We start from the raw sequence: 24,052 nt of genomic DNA on the forward strand, positions 1-24,052 counted from the left end.
GGGCGGCACCCCCCGTGGAGGGGGTGCCGCCCTTCGTACCGCTCTGGGCTACCGATCCATGGCGGATCAGAAGTCCATGTCACCGCCCGGCATGCCGCCCGGAGCGGCCGCGGCGGCCTTCTCCGGCTTGTCGGCGATGACGGCCTCGGTGGTCAGGAACAGCGCGGCGATCGACGCGGCGTTCTGGAGCGCGGAGCGCGTCACCTTGGCCGGGTCGAGGATGCCCTCGGCGATCATGTCGACGTACTCGCCGGTCGCGGCGTTCAGACCGTGACCCGGGGTCAGGTTGCGCACCTTCTCCACGACGACGCCGCCCTCAAGACCACCGTTGACGGCGATCTGCTTCAGCGGGGCCTCCAGGGCCAGACGGACGGCGTTGGCGCCGGTCGCCTCGTCACCCGTCAGCTCCAGCTTCTCGAAGACGGAGGAAGCCTGGAGCAGAGCCACGCCACCACCGGCGACGATGCCCTCCTCGACGGCCGCCTTCGCGTTGCGCACGGCGTCCTCGATGCGGTGCTTGCGCTCCTTGAGCTCGACCTCGGTCGCGGCACCGGCCTTGATGACCGCGACGCCACCGGCGAGCTTCGCCAGGCGCTCCTGGAGCTTCTCGCGGTCGTAGTCCGAGTCGGAGTTCTCGATCTCGGCGCGGATCTGGTTGACCCGCCCGGCGACCTGGTCGCTGTCACCGGCACCGTCGACGATGGTCGTCTCGTCCTTGGTGATGACGACCTTGCGGGCACGGCCGAGCAGGTCGAGACCGGCGTTCTCCAGCTTGAGGCCGACCTCCTCGGAGATGACCGTGCCACCGGTGAGGATGGCGATGTCGTTCAGCATGGCCTTGCGGCGGTCGCCGAAGCCCGGGGCCTTGACGGCGACGGACTTGAAGGTGCCGCGGATCTTGTTCACGACGAGCGTGGACAGGGCCTCGCCCTCGACGTCCTCGGCGATGATCAGCAGCGGCTTGCCCGACTGCATGACCTTCTCCAGCAGCGGAAGGAGGTCCTTCACGTTGCCGACCTTGGAGTTCACGATCAGGATGTACGGGTCGTCCAGGGACGCCTCCATACGCTCCATGTCGGTGGCGAAGTACGCCGAGATGTAGCCCTTGTCGAAGCGCATACCCTCGGTGAGCTCCAGCTCCAGACCGAAGGTCTGGGACTCCTCGACGGTGATGACGCCTTCCTTGCCGACCTTGTCCATGGCCTCGGCGATCAGCTCGCCGATCTGGGTGTCGGCGGCGGAGATGGAGGCGGTGGAAGCGATCTGCTCCTTGGTCTCCACGTCCTTGGCCTGCTCCAGCAGGGCACCGGAGACGGCCTCGACGGCCTTCTCGATACCGCGCTTCAGGGCCATCGGGTTGGCACCGGCGGCAACGTTGCGCAGACCCTCGCGGACGAGCGCCTGAGCGAGGACGGTCGCGGTGGTCGTTCCGTCACCAGCGACGTCATCCGTCTTCTTGGCGACTTCCTTGACCAGCTCGGCGCCGATCTTCTCGTACGGGTCCTCCAGCTCGATCTCCTTGGCGATGGACACACCATCGTTGGTGATCGTGGGCGCGCCCCACTTCTTCTCAAGGACGACGTTGCGGCCCTTGGGACCGAGGGTGACCTTGACGGCGTCGGCGAGCTGGTTCATACCGCGCTCAAGGCCGCGCCGCGCCTCCTCGTCGAACGCGATGATCTTTGCCATGTGAAGTGTCCTCCACGGACTGGTGGGAAGCTGGCGGACCGCGCTGGCGCCCGCGACGGACGGCCTGCTCACCGTGTGGTTCTGAGCCCCACCCGGTGTGCGGACCTCACCGACTCGGTCCTCTCTGTCACTCTCACCCGGAGAGTGCTAACGCCAATGATTAGCACTCGCCCCCTCCGAGTGCAAGCGCCCCACCCCCTCCGACCCCCACCTCTCACGCGCCACGCCCGGCGTGACCGGCACCGGGCCCACCCGCTTGTGGGCATGCGGTCCGCAGGGCGATGGGGGTGGGCCGGAAACGCGTGTGGGGCCCGCTCCCAGGACTGGGATGCGGGCCCCACACGCACGAGCGCGTCGGTGGCCGACCACGTCTCACCCGCCATGGCCCCGTTCAAGGGGAAGCGCGGGCATCGCGGACAGTTCAGACCGCGAGCTTGACCATGTCCGCCTGCGGTCCTTTCTGTCCCTGCGAGATCTCGAACTCGACTCGCTGACCCTCCTCCAGGGTGCGGTAGCCGTCCATCTGGATCGCGCTGTAGTGGACGAATACATCCGCACCACCGTCGACCGCGATGAAGCCGTACCCCTTCTCCGCGTTGAACCACTTGACGGTGCCCTGAGCCATGCCTAACTCCCCTATTACTGGCCCTTGCGCGGGACCGCACTTCGCGGACCCGGGTCAGACCTCACCTGGTGGCGACCCCGTCCACGAGGGGCGGAGAAGTTTCTCAGGTGTGCGCCGGAACGCGTCGACCGCCGCTGAATGTATCTGTCCAACTGCCCTCTGCAACAGGTCAATCGGACGAGAAATCCCGCCCCGAGCGATAGGGTAATTAACCAGAATTCAAGCAATTCCGGGGCAAGTCGGGCCCGACAAAGGAGACTTACAAGACAATCACCGGAGCATATTGGCTGCTTCTTATCGCCCCAGGGCGCATTCTCATAGGCGGCTCAGCAAGGGCGAGCATCGCGCGTTCCCCAACTGTAGCGTGCTCAACCATGCAGAATTGCCCCCTCCGTTTCTCTGACGGAGAGGGCAATTCTCTGGATTACGTAAGGTAATCGTCCGGGTACGGCGATCCGGTGGCCCCACGGTGATCACCCGGTGGGGTGGTCACCCCATAGCGGGGGGCGCGGGGGCCGTCCGGGGCGCCGCGAGGGGTCAGCCGCCCGCGACCGCCGGGATGATCGAGATCCCGGCGCCGTCCGGCGTCGCCGTCTGGAGGCCCTGCTCGAAGCGGACATCGTCGTCGTTCACATAGACATTGACGAAGCGGCGCAGCTTGCCCTCGTCGTCCAGGACGCGCGCGGCGATACCGGTGTGGTTCTGCTCCAGGTCGGCGATCACCTCGGAGAGGGTCGTCCCCTCGGCGGGGACCTCGGCCTTGCCGCCGGTGTAGGTGCGCAGGATGGTCGGGATACGGACGGTGACGCTCATTCTCGGATCTCCCAGAGAGAGGGGAACAGGAGGAGGTGGGGGTGGGCGCCGGTCCCGAAAGACCGGCGCACGGGAGCCGGGGGCGGACCCGGCCCGGGGGCGGACCCGCGCGGCGGGTCCCGGCGCCCCGGGCGCCCGGATCGTGACTAGCCCGCCAGCCCCGCCGCGCGGAACGCGTCCAGGCTCGGCCGGATCGTCGCCGAAGGACCGGTCGTCGGGGCGACCGCGTCCAGGGTCTTGAGCCCGTCCCCGGTGTTGAGGACGACGGTGGTCAGCGAGGGGTCGAGCACCCCGTTCTCGATCAGCTTGCGGGTCACCCCGACGGTCACCCCGCCCGCGGTCTCCGCGAAGATCCCCTCGGTCCGGGCGAGCAGCTTGATCGCGTCCACGACCTCCTCGTCCGTGACGTCCTCGACCGCTCCCCCGGTGCGCCGGGCGATGTCCAGGACATACGGCCCGTCGGCCGGGTTGCCGATCGCCAGCGACTTGGCGATGGTGTCGGGCTTCACCGGGCGTACGACGTCGTGTCCGGCCTTGAAGGCGGCGGCCACCGGGGAGCAGCCCAGCGCCTGCGCGCCGAAGATCTTGTACGGGCGGTCCTCGACCAGTCCGAGCCTGATCAGCTCCTGAAGCCCCTTGTCGATCTTGGTGAGCTGGGAGCCGGAGGCGATGGGGATGACGATCTGGTCCGGCAGCCGCCAGCCGAGCTGCTCGCAGATCTCGTAGGCGAGGGTCTTGGAGCCCTCCGCGTAGTAGGGGCGGAGGTTGACGTTGACAAAGCCCCAGCCCTCGCCGAGCGGGTCGCCGATCAGCTCGGAGCAGAAACGGTTCACGTCGTCATAGGTGCCCTCGATGCCGACCAGCTCGCCCCCGTAGACGGCGGCCATGACGACCTTGCCCTGCTCCAGGTCGTGCGGGATGAAGACGCAGGAGCGCAGTCCGGCACGGGCGGCGGCGGCGCCGACGGCGCCCGCGAGGTTGCCGGTGGAGGAGCAGGAGAGGGTGGTGAAACCGAAGGCGCGGGCGGCCTCGACGGCGATGGCGACGACCCGGTCCTTGAAGGAGTGGGTCGGGTTGCCGGAGTCGTCCTTGACGTAGAGACCGCCGGTGACCCCGAGTTCACGGGCGAGGTTGTCGGCCTTGACCAGCTTGGTGAAGCCGGGGTTGAGATTGGGCCGCTCGGCGACATCGGCGGGGACGGGCAGCAGCGGCGCGTACCGCCAGATGTTCGCCGGTCCGGCCTCGATCGCCTTGCGCAGCGCCTCGGGGTCGCCCTCGGGGAGTTCGTACGCCGCTTCCAGCGGGCCGAAGCAGGAGGCGCAGGCGAAGATCGGGCCGAGGTCGAAGCGCTCTCCGCACTCACGACAGGAGAGGCCGACGGCGGGGCCGAGGCGGAGGGGGGTGTCGGTCGAAGTCTGCACAGCCATGGAGGCGAGGCCCTTTCTCCTCATCTTCCTCATGGCGCGTTTCGCCATGAGACGGATTTGGCACCTTCCCAAGCCGGGAGCCTCGCGGCGCCTGTATGGCGACGGAGACCGGCTGGAGGGTTGCCGGGGCTTCAACGGGCCGTATCCCTCTGCCCCTCTGGATGAGCGCTATTCGGTTGTGAGCGGCGGACCCCGGGCCCCCGTGAAGGGAGGACGGACCGGTCGGCCGACGCGGAACGAAGGACCCCGACATGCGCCGGGCCTCCGTGTTGTTCAAGACTGTAACCGAATGCCCTAGCGGTTGAGACAGAGGTCCGCACCGCGAGATGGATCACAGACGGACGCGAGTGGAGTGGCGAAACGTGCTCGAAGAGGTGGAGCGCTGGCTGGCCGGACGCTCCTGGACGGCGGCCGATCGTCCCCTGGGCGCGCTGCTGGAGGCCAAGCGCTCGACGACGGTCAGCGTGGTCCTGCCCGCGCTCAACGAGGAGGCGACGGTCGGGGAGATCGTCACCGTCATCCGCCGGGAGCTGATGGAGGCGGTGCCGTTCGTCGATGAACTGGTGGTGATCGACTCCGGTTCCACCGACCGCACCGCCGAGGTGGCGGCGGCGGCCGGGGCGCGGGTGGTGCACCGGGACTCGATCCTGCCCCGGATCCCCGCGCTGCCCGGCAAGGGCGAGGTCCTGTGGCGATCACTCATGGTCACCAAGGGAGAGGTCGTCTGCTTTGTGGACGCCGATCTGGAGAACTTCTCCGCGGACTTCGTCACGGGGATAGCCGGGCCGCTGCTGACCGATCCCGAGGTGGCCTTCGTGAAGGCGATGTATGACCGCCCCCTGGGTGATGCCGCAGGTCAGGGAGGCCGTGTCACCGAGCTGGTGGCCCGGCCGCTGCTCAATCTGCACTGGCCGGCGCTGGCGGGCTTCGTCCAGCCGCTGGGCGGCGAGTACGCGGCGCGGCGCTCGCTGCTGGAGCGGCTTCCCTTCCCTGTCGGTTACGGAGTGGAGTTGGGCCTGCTGGTGGACGCGCTGCACACGGTGGGCCTGGACGCCCTGGCGCAGGTCGATGTGGGCTCCCGCCGCCATCGCCACCAGGACGGGCAGGCGCTGGGCCGGATGGCGGCGGCGATCTACCGCACCGCCCAGCTCCGCCTCTCCCGTGGTCATTTGGTGCGCCCGGCGCTGACCCAGTTCGAACGGGCGGAGGAGGGGTTCGTCCCCCGGACCCACGCGGTGGACACGGAGGAGCGCCCGCCGATGCGCGAGATCAGTGAGTACGCGGCGCGTCGTGCCGCATAAGGCGGGATAAAACCGATAAGTCCATGAACATCCCCTCCATGAAACTCACCCGAAGAGCACTGGCCCTGCTGCCCCTGACCTCGGCCCCGCTGCTGCTGACCCCCCTCGCCCACGCCGACACCGTGACCGGGCTCCCCCAGGGCGACCCGGTCACCGAGCGCCTCTGGCTCCTCGCGGGCCTGGCGCTGAGCCTGACCGCCGCCGCCGTTGTCGCGGTCGCCGCCCTCCGCTCCCGCCGCCCCTGACCGGGCCGGGGCGGACCGGTTCGCGAGCCGTACGCGGAGCCTCCGGGGCCGGGGGCGGCCGGTGTGAGCCAGCTCGGGCGTACGCACGTTTGAGGGTTTACCGGACGGGCTAGGTTTCGCGACATGGTCTCCGAGCCCCCCGCAGCAACGGACGGCACCACCGCACCGGGCGGCCCGTCCGCCGCCCCCGCCCCGGACGATCCCGAGCCGGCACCCGCGCCCGCGCCCGCGCCCGCCGGGATCCTCGTCGCGTCGAACCGCGGCCCCGTCACGTACTCCCTCGCCGACGACGGGACGCTCACCTCCCGGCGCGGCGGCGGGGGCCTGGTCTCCGGGCTCTCCGCCATCGGCGCCGAGGCCGACGCGCTCTGGGTCTGCTCCGCCCTCGGTCCCGGCGACCGCGAGGCCGTGCGCCGCGGGGTCGGCGAGGAGGGGGTCCTGATGCTCGCGATCGACGAGACGGTCCACTCCGACGCGTACAACGGCATCGCCAACTCGGTGCTCTGGTTTGTCCACCACATGCTCTACCAGACCCCCCTGGAGCCGGTGTTCGACGCGGAGTTCCGCCGCCAGTGGGCCTCCTACGAGAGCTACAACCGCTCCTTCGCCGAGGCGCTCGCCGACCGGGCGGCCGAGGGCGCCGCCGTCCTCGTGCAGGACTACCACCTCGCGCTCGTCCCCGGGATGCTCCGGGAACTCCGGCCCGATCTGCGCATCGGCCACTTCTCCCACACCCCGTGGGCGCCCGTGGACTACTTCCGGATGCTGCCCGACGACATCGCCGCGCGACTGCTGCGCGGGCTGCTCGGCGCCGACCGCGCCTGTTTCCTCACCCACCGGTGGGCCGGCGCCTTCGCCGACTGCTGCCGTGCCGTGCTCGGCGAGGACGCCCTCGCCACCACCCGGATCGGGGTCCACGGCCTGGGCGCCGACGCCGGCTTCCTGCGGGAACGGGCGCACCGGCCGGATGTCGAGGAGCGGATGGCGGCGCTGCGCGCGCAGATCGGGCCCGGCCGCCGCGCGATCGTGCGGGTCGACCGCACCGAGCTGTCCAAGAACATCGTGCGCGGGCTGCACGCGTACCGCGCGCTGCTCGCCACCCGCCCCCAGTGGCGCGAACGCGTCACCCATGTGGCGTTCGCCTATCCCTCGCGGCAGGACCTCGCCGTCTACCGCGACTACACGGCGGAGGTCCAGCGGGTCGCCGACGCCATCAACGAGGAGTACGGCACGCCCGGTTGGACCCCGGTGGTCCTCCATGTCAAGGACGACTTCGCCCGTTCGCTGGCGGCCTACCGGCTGGCGGACGTGGCGCTGGTCAACCCGATCCGGGACGGGATGAACCTGGTCGCCAAGGAGGTCCCGGTGGTCTCCGACGCCGGGTGCGCGCTGGTCCTCTCGCGCGAGGCGGGCGCCCACGAGGAACTCGGCGAGGACGCGATCACGGTCAATCCGTATGACGTCATCGCCACCGCCGAGGCCCTGCACACCGCGCTCACCCTCTCCCCCGAGGACCGGCTGGCCACCTCACGGCGGCTGGCGGAACGCGCCACGGCCCTCCCGCCGACGCGCTGGTTCCTGGACCAGCTGGAGGCGCTGACGGCGGTGGGCTAGGGAGTGTCTTCAAAATAGCGTCGTCCGCCCGGAGGGCGGGTCTGGCGGGGTCTGGTGCGTGCGATCGCAAGGCGGAGGAGGGAGTCAATGCGGAGCATTGGCGACTGAGGACAACGCGGCGAGCGTGCGTGCCAGGGCGCGGCGGACAGACGGGATTTTGAAGACACGACCTAGCACCTCTCGTACCGTCCGTACCTCTCGTACCGCAGGAGAGGTACGGACGGCTACGGGGGGACTACAGCCGTTCCGCGAGCGCGGCCAGGAAGTGGACCACCGACGCCGGGCCGGGGAGCAGCAGGTCGGCCCGGTCGGCGAGTTCGGTGACCTCGGTGCTGCCGCTGCACACCAGCAGGCCCGGCACGCCGTCCGAGCGGAGCTTCTCCACGGCCGCGTAGGCGGGCAGATCGCCCAGGTCGTCCCCGGCGTACAGGACCGCCGCCGCGCCCACCTCGCGGACGTACTCCGCGAGGGCGACGCCCTTGTCCATGCCCGGGGGCCGCAGCTCCAGCACCATCCGGCCCGGCTCCAGGATCAGCCCGTGCCGGGCGGCGAGCGCGGAGAGCGGCGCACGCAGCGCCTCGAAGGCGGCGGCGGGGTCGGCGGCGCGGCGGGTGTGGACGGCGACGGCCTGGCCCTTCTCCTCCACCCAGGTGCCGTGCCAGGCCCCGACGCTGTCGAGGACGCCGGGGAGTTCGGCGCGGACCGCCGCCACGCCCGGGTGCGGAGCGGGTGTGTGGACCGTGCCGGTGACCGCGTCCCAGCGCTCGGAGCCGTAGTGGCCGAGGACGACGAGATGGTCCAGGCCCGGCACCCCGGCGAAGCCGCCGTAACGCACCGCCACCCCGGCGGGGCGGCCGGTGACGACGGCGACGGAGGCCACCTTCGGCGCCAGCCGGGCGAGCGCGGGCACCGCGTCCGGGTGGGCGCGGGCCCGCTCGGGGTCGGGGACGATCTCGGCGAGGGTGCCGTCGAAGTCGAGGGCGACGACGGCCTTGTCGGGCCGGTCGATCAGCGCGGCGAGGCCCTCACGGCCCGCGTGCGTCGACGGCGACGGCAGGGGATGCGCGTACGGGGAGCTGCCCATGGTCCGACCCTAGCGGCGCGTGCGTTTCCCGTCTCTGACACGGCGGAGTCTGTTGACGGTGACCGGATCGTGGGCGAGGGCGCGCTCGTCGTCGAGCAGGGCGTTCAGCAGCTGGTAGTAGCGGACGGGGGACATCCCGAGGCGTTCGCGCACGGCGCGCTCCTTGGCGCCGGGGCCGGGCCAGCTCTCCCGCTCCAGCGCGAGCACCGCCCGTTCCCGCTCCCTGAGCCCGCGTCCCTCGCTCTCCGTCATCCCTCCACGCTACCCGTCGCGCGGGGTCACGGGCCCGGTCGGCTGAGGGGCGGCGTCGCCTCCCTGCCGAGCACCCGCCGCACGGGGCCGGGCGCGTCGCGCGGGGCCGGGCGCGTCGCGCGGGGCCGGGCGCGTCGCGCGGGGCCGGGCGCCGGAGGCCGGAGCGGAGGGCCGACGGGGCAGGGCCGGGCCCGGGTGCCGCCGGGGCTACTCCTCCTCCTGGGCCTCGGCGGACTCGGCGCGCGCCGCGATCGTCTTCAGGACCTTCTCCGGATCGCTGCCCGGCGCCATGGCGGCGCCCACCGACTTCTTGATGTCCTCGCTCACCGCCGTCCACGAGGTCTTGCCGACCGGGGGCAGCCGCGATGTCGGCAGCTCGTCCAGGAAGACCCGCAGCTTGCGGTGGGCCGGGCTGGTCCGCATCGACTCGGAGGCGGAGACCGTCACCGGCAGCAGATCGTTCTGGGCGGCGAAGGCCAGCACGTTCTCGTCGGCGAAGAGGAAGTTCAGGAACTCCCCGATCTCCGCCCGGTTCCCGTTCTCCTTGAAGCCCATGATCCAGTCGGCGACGCCCATGGCCGCCCTCGGCTTGCCCGTACGGCCGGGGATCGCGACCGTACCGAGGTCGATCCCGGCCTTCGTGGCCTGCTTGATGAGCGACGGATGGCCGTTGAGCATCCCCACCTCGCCCCGGGTGAACGCGGCGAACGCCTGCTTGCGGTCGAGCACCCCGGGCACACCGGGGCCGGTGAGCCCGGCGTCCACGAGGTTGGTCTTGAGCCAGCGGACGGTGGCGATGTTCTCCTCGGAGTCGATGGCGTAGCTGCCGCCGGGCTCGACATAGCCCTCGGTGCCGCCGCTCAGCAGCCAGTTCATCAGCTCGGCCTGGGCCTCCTCGGGACCGAGCGGCAGCGCGAAGGGGTACGTCGCGTCCGTCTCCTCCTTCAGCAGCTCCGCCGCCTCCTTCAGCTCCTTCCAGGTCGCCGGCGGCTTGTCGATCCCCGCCTCGGCGAAGAGCCTCTTGTTGTAGAAGAGCAGCCGGGTCGAGGCGACGAACGGCAGCCCGTAGTGGATCCGCCGCTGCTCGCCCGCCTGGATCAGCGGCGCGAGGAAGTTGGACTGGACGGGTACGGAGAGCAGCTCGTCGGCCTTGTAGATCTCGCCCCGGTCCGCGTAGTCGGCGTACGAGCCGATCTGCGCGATGTCGGGCGCCTCCCCCTTGTCGACCATCGAGGCGACCTCACGGTCCACCCGGGTCCATGGCTCGATCCGCACCTCGACCCGGATGTCCGGGTGCTTCGCCTCGAAGGCGGCGACCAGCGAGGACCAGTAGGCCCGGCTGCTCTGGCCGCCGCTGACGTCGTAGTCGGCGGCGACCAGGCTCAGGGTGACCTTGCCCTTCCCGCCGCCGGTCAGCCCGCAGCCGGAGAGGGCCAGCGCCGTCGCCAGCGCCAGCGCGACCGCCGCCCGTCCGCCGCGCCGCGCCGCACGGGCACGGCGCGTCTCCTCTGCCTGGCCTCGCACCGCTCTTGCCGCTCCGCTTCGCATGGTTGTCGTCCGTCGTGGTCGAGGGTGGGAGGCGGACCACCGGAGAGCCGGTACCGCCCCGGCGTCAACTGCGGTACCGCGTCGGCATGTTCGCCACGGGCGCCACATCGCTCCGGATGAAGGTGCGATTTTCGCTCACGTATACGGGAGAGGTCTATCGACCCCGGTCTCACTTCGGCAACGCCCTTAACCAGCCACTCCTTTGGTCCAGACCACGGAGGGTCGCCATTGCCCGGGTGTGTACCGGGCTGATAGGCACGTGTTCCGGCACGCGTGTCCCGTGCACGCGTGTTCCGGCACGCATGGTCAGGTGCCAGGTCCGCATGAGGCCCCGGGAACCTCCCGGGAGTCCCCCATGACACGTGTACGCGAGGAGCTAAGCCGCATGTCCCGTACCGCAACAGAGATAGCCACTCAGCCGGAGTGCTGGCGCCGCGCGGCCGAGGCCGCGGCGGCCTTCGACGGGCTGCCCCGGCCCGGCGAGCGGGTGGCCGTCACCGGCTGTGGCACGTCCTGGTTCATGGCCATCGCCTACGCGGCGCTGCGGGAGGCCGCGGGCCAGGGCGAGACGGACGCCTTCGCCTCGTCCGAGTTCCCGGCGGCCCGCTCCTACGACCGTGTCGTGGCGATCACCCGCTCCGGTACGACCACGGAGGTCCTGGAACTCCTCGGACGGCTCAAGGGCCGGGTGCCCACGCTCGCGCTCACCGCCGACCCCGCCACCCCGGTGATGACGGCGGCCGACCGGGTCGCGGTGCTGGACTGGGCCGACGAGGAGTCCGTGGTCCAGACCCGGTTCGCCACGACCGCGCTCGCCTTCCTGCGGGCCGGACTCGGCGAGATCCCCGGCGTCAAGCCGGTCGCCGAAGCGGCCGTCGACGCCGAACTGGCGGTCAGCGAACCCCTGCCGGAGGCGGTCGTCAGCGCCGAACAGTGGACCTTCCTGGGCACCGGCTGGACCTACGGGCTGGCGCTGGAGGCGGGACTCAAGATGCGCGAGGCGGCCGGGGCCTGGACGGAGGCGTACCCGGCGATGGAGTACCGCCACGGGCCCATCTCCATCACCGGCCCCGGACGGGTCGCCTGGGTCTTCGGGGCGCTGCCGGACGGACTGGCGGTGGATGTGGCCCGGGTGGGCGGGGCGCTCGTGGCGCACCGGAGCGCGGATCCGCTGGCGGATCTGGTGCGGGCGCAGCGGCTGGCGGTGGCGCTGGCGGAGTCCAAGGGGTTCGACCCCGACCGCCCCCGCAACCTCACCCGCAGCGTGATCCTCCCCTGACCCGCCACCCCCGGCGGGCCTGGGCCCGGGAGACCCACCACTCCGGCAGCCCCACCCCGGGCCCACCACCCTGACGGGCCCGGGGTGGGGCTGCCGCGGCCCCCGGCCGGCCGACGGGTGCCACCCGACGCCAGACCCTCAGGGCCAGGCCGCGGCCGCACGCCGGTGGCCCCGCGCGCCACCGGGGCGCCCCACGCGGCGCGCCCGCGACGGCGGCGCACCACCACGACGCGGCGCCCGGTCCGGCAGGCCCCCGCGCCCCGGAAGGGTGAGACCAGTCATGGCTGGGTAATGGGAGGGAGGCGCGCGGGGGCGGCGGCCCGGGGCGCGGGACAGCGGTCACAGGCCCCTGACCGGCCTGTGCGCCCCCCGCGTGAGTTTGTACATTCACGCAACAATCACAGCTAGTGGACTAGACCTTTCGGGCACTCTCGCGCCAGACTGTCCACGTGAGACACGTCATCGCCCTTGATGTGGGCGGCACCGGCATGAAGGCCGCCCTCGTCGGAGCGGACGGCAACCTGCTGTACGAGGCCCGCCGCGCCACCGGCCGCCAGCGGGGACCCGACGCCGTCGTGGGGTCCATCCTCGACTTCGCCGCCGAACTGCTCGACCACGGCCAGCACCTCCTCGGCGAGCGCGCGCTGGCCGCCGGAGTCGCCATCCCCGGCATCGTCGACTCCGCGAACGGCATCGCCGTCTACGCCGCCAACCTCGGCTGGCGTGACGTCCCGCTGCGGGATCAGCTCAGCGAGCGCCTCGGGGTCTCGGTCGCCCTCGGGCACGACGTCCGTACCGGCGGGCTGGCCGAGGGCCGGATCGGCGCGGGCCACGGCGCCGACCGTTTCCTCTTCGTACCGCTGGGGACCGGCATCGCCGGGGCGATCGGCATCGGCGGCGCCATCGAGGCCGGGGCACACGGCTACGCGGGCGAGATCGGCCATATCGTGGTCCGCCCCGACGGCCCCGAGTGCGGCTGCGGCCAGCGCGGCTGTCTGGAGACGCTGGCCTCCGCCGCCGCCGTCACCCGCGCCTGGGCGAAGGCGAGCGGCGATCCCACCGCCGACGCCGCCCACTGCGCCAAGGCCGTCGAGGCCGGGGACCCCAAGGCCATCGCCGTCTGGCGGGACGCCGTCGACGCCCTCGCCGCCGGGCTGGTCACCGCGCTGACCCTGCTGGACCCCCGCACCCTGATCATCGGTGGCGGGCTGGCCGAGGCCGGGGAAACCTTGTTCACGCCCCTGCGGGCCGCCGTCGAGGAGCGGGTCACCTTCCAGAAGCTGCCCGCCATCGTCCCGGCCGCCCTCGGGGACACCGCCGGATGCCTGGGCGCGGGGCTGCTCGCCTGGGACCTGATCGCCACCGACTCGGAGGTAACCGCCTGATGGCCGCACCCGCCGCCCTGGCCGCCAGCGCAGCGCGCACCGCCCGCACCGTCCTGACCGGTGCCCGGGTCGTCCTGCCCACCGGCACCGTCGAGAACGGCCAGGTGACCGTCGACGGCACGAGGATCGCCTCCGCCGGGGCGGCCGCCCCCTCCGACGTCCTCGCCGACGCGCCCGCGCACGACCTCACCGGGCACTGGATCGTCCCCGGCTTCGTCGATCTGCACAACCACGGCGGCGGCGGTGCCTCCTTCACCGGCGGCAGCGCCGAGGACGTGCTGCGCGGGGTGCGCACCCACCGCGAGCACGGCACGACGACGCTGGTCGCCTCCCTGGTCACCGCCGACATCGATTTCCTCACCCGCCGCGCGGGTGAGCTGGCCGAACTGGTCCAGCAGGGCGACCTGGCGGGCATCCACTTCGAGGGCCCGTTCATCAACCCCTGCCGCAAGGGCGCCCACAGCGAGGAGCTGCTGCGCCACCCCGACCCGGCCGTGATCCGCAAGCTGGTCGACGCCGCGCGCGGCACCGCCCGGATGATGACGCTGGCGACGGAGCTGCCGGGCGGCCTCGACTCCGTACGGCTGCTCGCCGACCAGGGCGTGATCGCCGCCGCCGGGCACACCGACGCCTCGTACGAGCAGACCGTCGAGGCCATCGAGGCGGGCGTGACGGTGGCGACGCACCTGTTCAACGCGATGCCGCCGCTCGGCCACCGCGCGCCGGGTCCGATCGCGGCGCTCCTGGAGGACGAGCGGGTCACCGTCGAGCTGATCAACGACGGCACCCACCTCCACCCGGCGGCGCTGGAGCTGGCCTTCCACCGGGCCGGGGCGCGCCGGGTCGCCTTCATCACCGACGCGATGGACGCGGCGGGCTTCGGGGACGGGCGCTACCAGCTCGGGCCGCTCGCCGTCGACGTGGTCGACGGGGTCGCCCGGCTGGCCGAAGGCGGCTCGATCGCGGGCTCCACGCTCACCCTGGACACCGCGTTCCGGCGGGCCGCGACCGTCGACCGGCTGCCGGTCGGTGACATCGTCCAGGCCATCTCCGCCAACCCGGCACGGCTGCTGGGGGTCTACGACCGGGTGGGCTCGCTGGAAGCGGGCAAGGACGCGGACCTGGTGGTACTGGACGCGGAGTTCCAGCTCACGGCGGTCATGCGCCGCGGCGAATGGATCGTCAGCCCTTGCTAGTTTTGCGGTTCTTCTCCTCCGGGGCGCTTTAGTCGGTGTCTCGCGTCCGACGTGCTCGATCGCTCGTACCTCACGATCTCCGCGCGACGGCCACCAGACACCGACGCGCCCCTTTGGCTCAGAACCGACCTCGGGTAGAGCGAGCCCTCACACGGAGCTACTCACCGGCACAGCACCTTGGGGTGACCCGGTGGCGAAGCTCCCACGGGAGAACCCGAAGGCGGGCGGCCTGTGAGAAGTCGTACGGGACCCGCGCCCCCTGTCCCACCCACCCTCCGCCCCTCGTCAGGACCGACGGGGGGCGGACGCGTACCCCCACCCCCCACCCGGAGCGCGAAGACGGCCCGGAAACACAGCCCATCAGGGTCCGAGGGGTGGGCCACGGGCGTGCCGTTTGGCATGATCAGGACCGTGTACCCGGCCGGTCCGACGCACCGGCCGGACGCACGGCCGGTCCGACGCACCACGAGGGGGTGCCGCCCACGTGATCCTGACGGTCACCCTGAACACCGCCCTGGACATCACCTACCAGGTCCCCGCGCTCACCCCGCATGCCACCCACCGCGTCACCGAGGTCGCCGAACGCCCCGGCGGCAAGGGCCTCAACGTCGCCCGTGTCCTCGCCGCCCTCGGCCATGACACGGTCGTCACCGGCTTCGCGGGCGGGCCCGTCGGCGCGGTGCTGCGCGATCTGCTCGCCCCGCTCCCGCCGCGCGACGCGCTGGTCCCGATCGCCGGGGCCACCCGCCGGACCATCGCGGTGGTGGACCACGCCACGGGCGACACCACCCAGCTGAACGAACCCGGCCCCACCATCACCGCCGACGAGTGGGCCGCCCTCCTCGCCACGTTCGACCGGCTGCTCGGCGAGGCCCGCGCGGTCGCGCTCTGCGGCAGTCTGCCGCCCGGGGTCCATGTCGGGGCCTACGCGGAGCTGGTGCGGCGGGCCCGTGCCGCCGGGGTGCCGGTGCTGCTGGACACCAGCGGCGAGCCGCTGCGCCGTGGCATCGCCGCCCGGCCCGATCTCGTCAAGCCCAACGCCGATGAACTGGCGCAGCTCACCGGCGCCCGTGAGCCGCTGCGCGCCGCCCGTGACGCCCGCCGCCGGGGCGCCGGTGCCGTGGTGGCCTCGCTGGGGGCCGAGGGCATGGTCGCCGCCGTGCCGGGTGGCGTCTGGCAGGCCGTTCCACCGGCCCCGGTCCGGGGCAACCCGACCGGAGCCGGTGACTCCGCCGTCGCGGCGCTGCTCGCGGGTCTGGTCGGGGAGCAGCCCTGGCCCGAGCGGCTGGCCCACGCGGTGGCGCTGGCCACGGCGACGGTGCTGGCGGGCGCGGCGGGCGAGTTCGACCGGGCCGCGTACGAGGAGTTGCTCCCCCGGGTGCTGGTGAGAGACCGCGCGGCGGCGGCATGACCCCCCGGGGCCGGGTGACGGTGTCCACCACGTCCACCACGGCCCTCCCCCGCGCCCCGCTGTGCTCCCCCAGCCTCCGGCCGGGGGCACCCCCACCCCAGCCCCTCCGGCCGGGGGCACCCCCACCCCAGCCCCTCCGGCCGGGGGCACCCCCACCCCAGCCCCCTCCGGCCGGGGGCACCCCCACCCCTGGTCCGGCCGCCTCACCCGTTCCGGCCGCCTCACCCGTTCCGCCGGGTTCACGGCCCGCCCGCCACGGCCCTCCCGCGCGCCCCGCGCCCCGCACCCCGCCGGGGCTCCCCCTTCCCGTACCCGTGTGCTCCCCCCGCAGCGGGGGGAGCGCCGCCGCCGTACCCATCGAGGACAGACCCAGAAGGACGCGCCATGCCCCTCGTCACCACCGCCGCACTCGTCTCCTCCGCCGTCAGCGACCGCCGTGGCGTCGCCGCGTTCAACGTGATCACCCTGGAGCACGCCGAGGCGGTCGCGGCGGGCGCCGAGAGCGCCGGGAGCCCGGCGATCCTCCAGATCTCGGAGAACGCCGTCCGCTTCCACGGCGGACGGCTCGCGCCGATCGCCGCCGCCACGGCCGCCGTCGCCGCCGCCTCCTCCGCCCCGCTCGCGCTCCACCTCGACCATGTCGTCTCCCGTGAACTGCTGTACGCGGCCGAGGCGTCGGGGTTCAGCTCGGTGATGTTCGACGCGTCGAAACTGCCGTACGAGGAGAATCTGGCCGCCACCGCCGACGCGGTCCGCTGGGGCCATGAGCGCGGCATCTGGGTCGAGGCCGAACTCGGCCGGGTCGGCGGCAAGGACGGCGAGGCGCCCCTCGACGCGCACGCCCCCGGGGTGCGCACCGACCCCGGCGAGGCGGCGGCCTACACCGCGGCCACCGGGGTGGACGCGCTCGCGGTCGCCGTCGGCTCCTCCCACGCCATGACCACCCGTACCGCCGCCCTGGACCACACCCTGATCGGCGCCCTGAGGACGGCGGTCCCGGTTCCCCTGGTGCTGCACGGGTCGTCCGGCGTCCCGGACGACGAGATCCGCGCCGCCATCGCCGCGGGCATGGTGAAGATCAACGTCGGTACGGCGCTGAACACCGCCTTCTCCGGCGCCGTCCGCGCCTTCCTCGCCGCCGACGGACACACCGTCGATCCGCGCAGGTACCTGGCCCCGGCCCGGGAGGCGATGGCCGCGACGGTCGCGTCCTTCCTGGGACTGCTGACCCCCGCCCCGGCCGGGGTCGAGGCCCGCTGACCGTTCGGCGGGTTCAGACCGTCTACGCCAAGAGCCCCACCCGGACCGGCCGGATGGGGCTCTTTCTCTGAACGTGAACGGTCAGCGGCCGGGGCCGCTCAGCGCACATGCCCCTTCTTCAGGAAGACCTGGTCGAGCAGGGCGTCGCACTCGTCCCCCGGGTTGCAGGAGATCATCAGCTCGTTCTTGCCCTTCTTCAGCTCGACGAAGGAGAACGTGTTGGTCCACTTCCACTCGCCCTCGGCCGCGCGGCCCCAGTTCTTCATCCGGATCTCGCGCGGCTCAGAACCGTTGATCGTCAGCGAGGTCTTGGCGTCCTTCGCGGAGGCGGCGTAGGTGATGGCCAGCGTGTACGGGCCGCTCTCCGGCACGTCCACCGACCAGCTCGCCGAGCCGCCGACCCCGTTGAACTTCACATAGGCGCCGTCCGCGCCCTTGGCGCCCTCGACATCCCGGGCCAGCTCCGCGGGTGCGCCCAGCTTCAGCGTCGCCGCGTCCTGCTCGGGCAGGTCGTTCTCCTCCGGCTTGGGCGCGGGAGGTTCCGACTCCGGCTGCTCCCCCGGGTTCTGGGGCGCCGACGACGAGCCCGTCTGCGGGTTCTTCTCCCCGCCCGCGGTGCTCTTCTTGTCGTCGTCGTTGTTCCAGAGCGCCACCCCGATGGCGATCAGCACCACCGCGACCACGGCGAGCGCGCCGACCAGCAGCCCCTTGGTGTTGGGGCCCCGGCCGCCGCCCTGCGGCGGCTGCTGCGGATGCGGCTGCTGCGCGGGCGCGCCACCCGGATATGTCTCGGGCGCCGCGTACCGCGCGTTCGGCTGGTGATAGCCCTGCTGCGGGGGTGGCTGCTGCCCGTACTGACGCTCGCCGACCGTGCGGACATGGTTGTACGAGGTACGGGGGACACCCGGCTGTGTGGCGGACCCCGGGTAGCCGTATCCACGGCCCCGGCCCGAAGGTGGTGCGGCGCCCGCCGCCTGGCCGTCCTCGTACAGGTAGCCGAACGGGTCGTCTTCCTCGGGCTTGCCCTCGCCGTTGTTGGCGGCCGTCATGCCTTGGTCCCTCCTCACCATCGTCAGCCCCACGCCGACCCGGCGAGCCTACCCGGTTCGTATGAACCGATCGCGGGGCGTTGACCGCGGGTGCCCTTCCGCGCTGGGTCGCCACCGGGGGACCGGAGCCGTGTTTCTTCCGTGCGACGTGCTCGCCCAGGGCATGGCCATGGACGGTTCTGACATGGGCGGGCGGCCCCGTGCGAGGGGCTTCCCCCGGGCTCGCACCGAGCGGCTCCGCGGGTGATCAGCTCCAGCTGAGGACGCGCTCCGCCCAAGGTCGGTTCTCAGCCAAAGGGGCGCCCCGGTGGGGATCCCTCCCTGGGCGGTGCCCGGGGGGAGAACCGCTCAGGAACATCCTCATCCCGCCCGGCGGTGCACCTTCGAGCGGGATCGCTTCTCCACGTACATCAGCTGGTCGGCGGAGTGCAGCACCTCTTCCACGGACATGCCGCAACTCGCCCAGCCGATACCGAAGCTGGCGCCGACGCGCACCCCCCGGCCGTTGTGGCGGATCGGCAGGACGATGGCGCTCCGCAGCCGGGTGGCCAGATCGGACGCGTCGGCGGCGCCCAGACCCTCGGCGAGGACGACGAACTCGTCGCCGCCGAGCCGGGCGACGGTGTCCCCGTCCCGTACCCCGGTGATCAGCCGTCGCGCGACCTCGACCAGCACCGCGTCACCGGTCTCATGGCCGAAGCGGTCGTTGATCGACTTGAAGCCGTCGAGGTCGCAGAAGAGGACCGCGAGGCCCTTGGTGCCGTCGTCGGTGCGTTCGTCGGGTGACACGACGTGGACATGGTGGTCATAGGCGGTGGCGACGGTCCCGAAGTCATAGCCGTCGGTGGAGAAGATCGCCTCGGTCTCGGCGTCGTACGGCCCCTCCGGGGCGTCGGCACGCGCCTGTTGCGGCCGCTCGCACAGCTTGGCGCTCAACCGGGAGCGCAGTTCGGCGCTGTTGGGCAGCCCGGTGAGCGCGTCATGGGAGGCACGGTGGGCCAGCGCCAGCTCATGGCGCTTGCGGTCCTCGATGTCCTCGACATGGGTCAGCAGGAAGCGCGGCCCGTCGGCGGTGTCCGCGACGACCGAGTTGCGCAGCGAGACCCAGACATACGAACCGTCCCGGCGTCCCAGCCTCAGCTCGGCCCGGCCGCCCTCGGCGGAGGTCCGCAGCAGCGTGCCCACGTCCTCGGGGTGGACCAGATCGGCGAAGGAGTACCGCCGCATCGCGGAGGCGGGCCGCCCCAGCAGCCGGCAGAGGGCGTCGTTGGTGCGCAGCAGCCGCCCGTGCTGGTCGCCGCCCATCTCGGCGATGGCCATCCCGCTCGGCGCGTACTCGAAGGCCTGCCGGAACGACTCCTCGCTCGCCCGCAGCGCCTGCTGCTCGCGCTCCAGCCGCACCAGCGCCCGCTGCATGTTTGCTCGCAGCCGGGCATTGCTGATCGCAATGGCGGCCTGGGAGGCGTACATCTGGAGCGCCTCGCGCCCCCAGGGGCCCGGCCTGCGCCCGTTGCGGGGCCGGTCGACCGAGATCACGCCGAGGAGTTCCCGGCCGTTTCCCGACCCGTACATCGGCGCGTAGAGCCGGTCCTGGGGGTGCCACTCGTCCTCGAACCGTGGCTCGGGTCCCTCGGTGTGCCACTGCGGCACGTCGTCCTCGATGAGGACCCAGCCCTCGGTGTGCGGGATGAACCGCAAGTCGCCCCAGCCCTCACCCATGGACAGCCGCCGCTCCCAGGACGGCCGGGAACCGACCCTCCCGGTGATCAGCGCCTCGGCCGCGGCGCTGCCCGCGAAGGCGGCGACGACGAGATCGCCGTCGGGACGGACGAGGTTGACGCACGCCAGCTCGTAGCCGAGACCCTCGACGATGCCGTCGGCGACGGCCTGGAGCGTGTCGGCCAGGCTGCGGGCCGTGTTGAGATCGGCGACCACCTTGTGCAGCTGTCTGAGGGTCGCAAGACGGACGTAGGGCTCCGACTCGGTCTCCATGCTCGCTCTCCCCGAGACCTCGACAGCAAACTCCAGGTTTCTCTTCAGCCTTCTCGTTGCGGTCTGCGTGTGCGGTATCCCGGCCACTGAATCACAGCGAGCTGTCCACTCGGTACACAGGGTCAACAAATACCGCCCTCTGTGACTCAAGTCACATGAAAGGATGAGGTGGGTCAAGAAGCCCCAGGAGAGGCGCCCGCCCGGGACGGCTGGACCCGTCCGGGACCACCCGCGTCCGCTCCGGGCTCTACGAAAGCAAATCCGGCCCCCTCCTGTCCGCTGGTCCTAGGACTTCCCTGGTCCTCGGGTCCGATGCGGGCCCGCCGGCCGCCCGGTTAGCGTTCTGGGGTGTTGCAGAAGACCGCTCCCTCCGGCCCGGACTCCCCGCCCGCCATCCCCCATGCTGAGGGGGTGAGCGATGACGAGTTCCGCGCCGCCATGTCCCGGCTGGCGGCGGGCGTGGTCCTGGTGACCGCGCACGACCCGGACGACGGCCCCCGGGGCGAGGACGTCGGCATGACGGCGACCGCCTTCGTCTCCGTCTCACTGGATCCCCCGCTGGTCCTGGTCAGCCTGCGGGAGGGATCACGCATGGACGATCTGCTGAGCGAGGTGGACCACTGGGGCGTCTCGCTGCTCACCGAGAGCCAGCGCCACATCGCGGGCCGGTTCGCGATGAAGGGGCGGGTCAGCGACCGGCTGCTGTTCGAGGACATCTCCTACCGGCGCGGCCGGATCAGCGGGGCGCCCCTGGTCGGCGGCGCGCTGGCGACGCTGGAGTGCCGCACCGAACGGCGGGTGACCGCCGGGGACCACACCCTGGTCATCGGCCGGGTCCTGGCGGCGGACCTGCCGAGCGCGGACGGCGGACCGCTGACGTACTTCCGGGGCCGGTACCGGCAGTTGGGCTGACGGGCGCACCCGGCCTGCGCGGCGCACACGCCGCTATCGCCGCCGGACGTCGTGACGGGTACGGGTGCGGCGGCGGGCTCAGCCCCAGTCGCGACCCGTCCGCCCCCGCTTGACGTCGCTCCGCTGCTTCTTCTCCCGCAGCCGCCGCTCGTTGATCCCGCGCGGGATCCGGGTGGGGCGGCGCGGCTTCGGCGGTGGCGCCGTCGCCTCCGCGAGCAGGGCCGCGAGCCGTACGGCCGCCGTCTCCCGGTTGCGCCACTGCGAGCGGTGCTCGGAGGCGCGGACCACGATCACCCCGCCCACCAGCCGTCCGGCGAGCCGCTCCAGGGCCCGCTCCTTCCAGACCTGGGGCAGCGCCTCCGTACTCCCCAGGTCGAAACGGAGCTCGACCTGGGAGTCGCTGGTGTTGACGTGCTGCCCACCGGGCCCCGACGACCGCGAGAAACGCCAGATCAGCTCGGGCTGCGGCAGACAGACCGAACCACGGATGACATAGGGGCCAGACATGTCCCCCATGGTCGCTTGTCGACGCGTTCACGTCACCCGGTTTCCGTCCGCGTGTCCCGTACGGAATCGTCCCCTCCATGTGCTGTCGTACGCAGAGGCAACCCGGAACCCGGAGACGGGGTCCAACCGTTAGACGGGTGCGGGTGCGAAGCCCGCGGTACTGGAACCAGGAAAGGGTCTTCCCATGGCAGTCAGCCTGAGCAAGGGCGGCAACGTCTCACTCACCAAGGAGGCTCCCGGTCTGACCGCCGTCACCGTCGGCCTCGGCTGGGACGTCCGCACGACGACGGGCTCCGACTTCGACCTCGACGCCTCGGCCATCGGGGTCAACCCGACGGGGAAGGTCGCCTCGGACGGACATTTCGTCTTCTTCAACAACAAGTCGACCCCCGACCAGACCATCGTCCACACCGGTGACAACCGCACCGGCGAGGGCGGCGGCGACGACGAGCAGATCAATGTGAACCTGGCGGGCCTCCCGGCGGACGTCGACAAGATCGTCTTCCCGGTCTCGATCTACGACGCGGTCGCCCGCTCGCAGAACTTCGGCCAGGTGCGCAACGCCTACATCCGCATCGTCAACCAGGCGGGCGGCGCCGAGATCGCCCGCTACGACCTCTCCGAGGACGCGGCCACCGAGACCGCGATGGTCTTCGGCGAGCTCTACCGCCACGGCGCCGAGTGGAAGTTCCGCGCCGTCGGCCAGGGCTACGCCTCGGGCCTGGAGGGCATCGCCCGCGACTTCGGGGTGAACGTCTAAGACGACCCGCTCCCGGGCCCGGCCCGGGGGAGGACAGCATGAGGAAGCCCTCTCCGGCCCCGCACGGCAGGAGAGGGCTTCCCGCCCATCATGACCGCGGGGGACGACCTGTGCCGTAAAGCCAGGTCTTCCACACCGCGTCCAGATCCTTCCCCGACAACTTCTCCACATACGCCGTGAACTCGGCGGTCGAGGCGTTGCCGTCACGACGGTCCCTCGGCCACTCCACCAGCAGCCGCCGGAAGAGCCCCTCCCCCAGCTCCTCCCGGACCCGGTGCAGCACCATCGCCCCCCTCCCGTACACGGGCGCGCCGGAGACCTCCGCCGCGGACGGCGGGTCGGCGGGCGGAAAGGCCCAGTTGTCCGCGCGCTCATACGCGGCCCGGAAGCTGTCCTCGACCGGGACGCCCCCGGACTCCTCGGCCCAGAGCCACTCCGCGTACGTGGCGAAGGACTCGTTGAGCCACATGTCCTTCCAGGAGCGAGGGGACACGGCGTTCCCGTACCACTCGTGCGCGATCTCATGGACGAGGGTGGGCAGATCGGCGCGGTCGGACGGGAGGACCGGGCGGGTCTGGGTCTCCAGCGCGTAGCCCAGGGATCCGGCGGGCGCGAGCGTGGCTCCCGTGGTCGAGAAGGGGAAGGGCCCGAAGGTCCGGGTCGCCCAGCGGACGATCTCCGGCACCCGGGCCAGCAGCGCCCGCCCCCGGGCGGGCACCGAGGTATGCGCGGCGGTGATCACGGGAGTGCCCTCCCGCCCGTTCCGGTTGGCGCCGGGCGCGGTGCCCCGGAGCAGTTCATAGCGCCCGATCGCGAGCGTGGCCAGATAGCTGGCCATGGGTCGGTCGGAGTCCCAGACGAACGTGGTGCCGCTCCCGCTCTCCGTACGACGGGTCAGAGCACCGTTCGAGACCGCCGTCAGCCCCCTCGGGACGGTGATCGCGAGGGTGTAGGTGGCCTTGTCGGTGGGGTGGTGGTTGCCCGGGAACCAGGCCATGGACCCGGCGGGCTCCCCGACCGCGATGGCGCCGTCGGCGGTCGGGATCCAGCCCTCCTCCGAGCCGTCGGGATCGGTGATGGCGCCCGGACGGCCGGAGTAGCGGACGACGGTCCGCAGCTCCCCACCCTCGGGAACCGCGTTCCGGGGCCGGACCACCAGCTCGTCACCGACCCGCTTCACGCCGGCCCGCTCACCCTGGACGGTCACCTCGCGCACGGCCAGCCCGCGCAGATCCAGGCGGAACGAGCTGAGGTGCTGCGTGGCGCGTGCGGTGATGTCGGCGGTGCCCGTCAGATGCCGGGTCGCCGGGTCGTAGACGAGGGTGAGGCCGTAGTGGCGGACGTCATAGCCGCCGTTGCCGAGACCGGGGAAGAGCGGATCGCCGACACCGGGGGCGCCGGGGGCGGGCCCGGAACCGTACGGTCCCGGCCCGAGGCAGGCAGTGAGGAACACCAGTGCGGCGGGTGCGAGGCCGCGCCGTAGTCGCCACGTGTCCACACCGGCATGCTAGGTGATCTTGGCTGGTGGTGGGGGTGAGCGAGGCCCGCTTGTGCGGGGCCGGCCGTGTGGCCGGGTAGGCCGGGGGCCGGGTGCGGGGCCCGGCCGGGTGGCCCGTGGGCCGGGTGCGTGCTGTCGCTGCCGCTGTCCTTCGTCTGCGGGGTTCGGGGGCCTCCGGGCTCACCTCCTCGGGAGCGGCGGACGT

Annotated in this window: 21 protein-coding genes and 1 riboswitch; of the genes, 10 read left to right on the forward strand and 11 right to left on the reverse strand. The window is 72.2% G+C overall.

Annotated features, from left to right (window positions below):
• Window positions 1–66: 66 nt before the first annotated feature.
• From groL to thrC, 4 genes are all read right to left on the reverse strand, one after another.
• The gene (gene groL, locus ACFVIM_RS05670) at window positions 67–1,689 is read right to left on the reverse strand and encodes a chaperonin GroEL (protein WP_384298886.1); all 1,623 of its coding nucleotides are present in this window, start codon (window positions 1,687–1,689) and stop codon (window positions 67–69) included.
• 421 nt (window positions 1,690–2,110) lie between these two features.
• Window positions 2,111–2,314: a cold-shock protein gene (locus tag ACFVIM_RS05675; protein WP_005315736.1), complete on the reverse strand. Its 204-nt coding sequence runs from the start codon at window positions 2,312–2,314 to the stop codon at window positions 2,111–2,113.
• Between the two features lie 537 nt (window positions 2,315–2,851).
• Window positions 2,852–3,127, reverse strand: a complete 276-nt coding sequence (locus ACFVIM_RS05680; RefSeq protein ID WP_384298888.1) for a MoaD/ThiS family protein — start codon at window positions 3,125–3,127, stop codon at window positions 2,852–2,854.
• A 146-nt stretch (window positions 3,128–3,273) separates the two neighbouring features.
• Entirely contained in the window at window positions 3,274–4,578 is a 1,305-nt protein-coding gene (gene thrC, locus ACFVIM_RS05685; protein ID WP_384298968.1) for a threonine synthase, read from the reverse strand.
• A riboswitch (SAM riboswitch) is annotated at window positions 4,572–4,722 on the reverse strand. (Overlaps the previous gene by 7 nt.)
• A gap of 194 nt (window positions 4,723–4,916) precedes the next feature.
• On the opposite strand from thrC, the gene ACFVIM_RS05690 reads away from it, so the two are divergent.
• The 3 genes from ACFVIM_RS05690 to ACFVIM_RS05700 all read left to right on the forward strand — a co-directional run bounded on the left by ACFVIM_RS05690 (window position 4,917) and on the right by ACFVIM_RS05700 (window position 7,714).
• Window positions 4,917–5,855, forward strand: a complete 939-nt coding sequence (locus ACFVIM_RS05690; RefSeq protein ID WP_384298890.1) for a glucosyl-3-phosphoglycerate synthase — start codon at window positions 4,917–4,919, stop codon at window positions 5,853–5,855.
• 38 nt (window positions 5,856–5,893) lie between these two features.
• On the forward strand, window positions 5,894–6,100 hold the full coding sequence (locus tag ACFVIM_RS05695; RefSeq protein WP_384298893.1) for a hypothetical protein: 207 nt from the start codon (window positions 5,894–5,896) through the stop codon (window positions 6,098–6,100).
• Window positions 6,101–6,340: 240 nt separating this feature from the next.
• On the forward strand, window positions 6,341–7,714 hold the full coding sequence (locus tag ACFVIM_RS05700) for a trehalose-6-phosphate synthase (protein ID WP_384298970.1): 1,374 nt from the start codon (window positions 6,341–6,343) through the stop codon (window positions 7,712–7,714).
• A 235-nt stretch (window positions 7,715–7,949) separates the two neighbouring features.
• Here the strand turns inward: ACFVIM_RS05700 and otsB are convergent, their stop codons facing one another.
• The 3 genes from otsB to ACFVIM_RS05715 all read right to left on the reverse strand — a co-directional run bounded on the left by otsB (window position 7,950) and on the right by ACFVIM_RS05715 (window position 10,574).
• Window positions 7,950–8,798 carry a trehalose-phosphatase gene (gene otsB / locus ACFVIM_RS05705; RefSeq protein WP_384298895.1) on the reverse strand — a complete coding sequence of 283 codons (849 nt, stop codon included), beginning with the start codon at window positions 8,796–8,798 and terminating at the stop codon, window positions 7,950–7,952.
• A 9-nt stretch (window positions 8,799–8,807) separates the two neighbouring features.
• A complete protein-coding gene (locus ACFVIM_RS05710; RefSeq protein WP_384298897.1) occupies window positions 8,808–9,050 on the reverse strand; it encodes a DUF3263 domain-containing protein in 243 nt (80 codons plus the stop codon).
• Window positions 9,051–9,257: 207 nt separating this feature from the next.
• Entirely contained in the window at window positions 9,258–10,574 is a 1,317-nt protein-coding gene (locus ACFVIM_RS05715) for an extracellular solute-binding protein (RefSeq protein WP_384298900.1), read from the reverse strand.
• A 409-nt stretch (window positions 10,575–10,983) separates the two neighbouring features.
• Between ACFVIM_RS05715 and ACFVIM_RS05720 the strand changes: the two genes are divergently transcribed.
• From ACFVIM_RS05720 to ACFVIM_RS05740, 5 genes are all read left to right on the forward strand, one after another.
• Window positions 10,984–11,877 carry an SIS domain-containing protein gene (locus tag ACFVIM_RS05720; protein WP_384298903.1) on the forward strand — a complete coding sequence of 298 codons (894 nt, stop codon included), beginning with the start codon at window positions 10,984–10,986 and terminating at the stop codon, window positions 11,875–11,877.
• A 449-nt stretch (window positions 11,878–12,326) separates the two neighbouring features.
• On the forward strand, window positions 12,327–13,262 hold the full coding sequence (locus tag ACFVIM_RS05725) for an ROK family protein (RefSeq protein WP_384298905.1): 936 nt from the start codon (window positions 12,327–12,329) through the stop codon (window positions 13,260–13,262).
• A complete protein-coding gene (nagA, locus tag ACFVIM_RS05730) occupies window positions 13,262–14,458 on the forward strand; it encodes an N-acetylglucosamine-6-phosphate deacetylase (RefSeq protein WP_384298908.1) in 1,197 nt (398 codons plus the stop codon). Before ACFVIM_RS05725 ends, nagA begins: the two co-directional genes overlap by 1 nt.
• A gap of 484 nt (window positions 14,459–14,942) precedes the next feature.
• Entirely contained in the window at window positions 14,943–15,869 is a 927-nt protein-coding gene (locus ACFVIM_RS05735; protein ID WP_384298911.1) for a 1-phosphofructokinase family hexose kinase, read from the forward strand.
• A gap of 384 nt (window positions 15,870–16,253) precedes the next feature.
• Entirely contained in the window at window positions 16,254–17,129 is an 876-nt protein-coding gene (locus ACFVIM_RS05740; protein WP_384298914.1) for a ketose-bisphosphate aldolase, read from the forward strand.
• Between the two features lie 98 nt (window positions 17,130–17,227).
• Here ACFVIM_RS05740 and ACFVIM_RS05745 read toward each other — a convergent pair whose 3' ends face one another.
• Window positions 17,228–18,178: a carbohydrate-binding protein gene (locus tag ACFVIM_RS05745; RefSeq protein ID WP_384298915.1), complete on the reverse strand. Its 951-nt coding sequence runs from the start codon at window positions 18,176–18,178 to the stop codon at window positions 17,228–17,230.
• A gap of 360 nt (window positions 18,179–18,538) precedes the next feature.
• Window positions 18,539–20,170: a diguanylate cyclase CdgB gene (cdgB, locus tag ACFVIM_RS05750; protein ID WP_384298918.1), complete on the reverse strand. Its 1,632-nt coding sequence runs from the start codon at window positions 20,168–20,170 to the stop codon at window positions 18,539–18,541.
• Between the two features lie 348 nt (window positions 20,171–20,518).
• Here cdgB and ACFVIM_RS05755 point away from each other — a divergent pair, with 348 nt between their 5' ends.
• Window positions 20,519–21,082 (forward strand): flavin reductase family protein, encoded by a 564-nt coding sequence (locus ACFVIM_RS05755; RefSeq protein ID WP_384298920.1) that lies wholly within the window; start codon window positions 20,519–20,521, stop codon window positions 21,080–21,082.
• A 78-nt stretch (window positions 21,083–21,160) separates the two neighbouring features.
• On the opposite strand, the gene arfB is transcribed toward ACFVIM_RS05755, so the two are convergent.
• Window positions 21,161–21,598 (reverse strand): alternative ribosome rescue aminoacyl-tRNA hydrolase ArfB, encoded by a 438-nt coding sequence (gene arfB, locus ACFVIM_RS05760; protein ID WP_384298922.1) that lies wholly within the window; start codon window positions 21,596–21,598, stop codon window positions 21,161–21,163.
• Window positions 21,599–21,773: 175 nt separating this feature from the next.
• Here arfB and ACFVIM_RS05765 point away from each other — a divergent pair, with 175 nt between their 5' ends.
• Complete coding sequence (locus tag ACFVIM_RS05765) at window positions 21,774–22,349, forward strand: TerD family protein (protein ID WP_384298925.1); 576 nt, start codon at window positions 21,774–21,776, stop codon at window positions 22,347–22,349.
• Between the two features lie 88 nt (window positions 22,350–22,437).
• On the opposite strand, the gene ACFVIM_RS05770 is transcribed toward ACFVIM_RS05765, so the two are convergent.
• Window positions 22,438–23,847: a M1 family metallopeptidase gene (locus ACFVIM_RS05770; RefSeq protein WP_384298927.1), complete on the reverse strand. Its 1,410-nt coding sequence runs from the start codon at window positions 23,845–23,847 to the stop codon at window positions 22,438–22,440.
• Window positions 23,848–24,052: the final 205 nt, after the last annotated feature.

Source organism: Streptomyces sp. NPDC057638, from assembly GCF_042800315.1.
GTDB lineage: Bacteria > Actinomycetota > Actinomycetes > Streptomycetales > Streptomycetaceae > Streptomyces.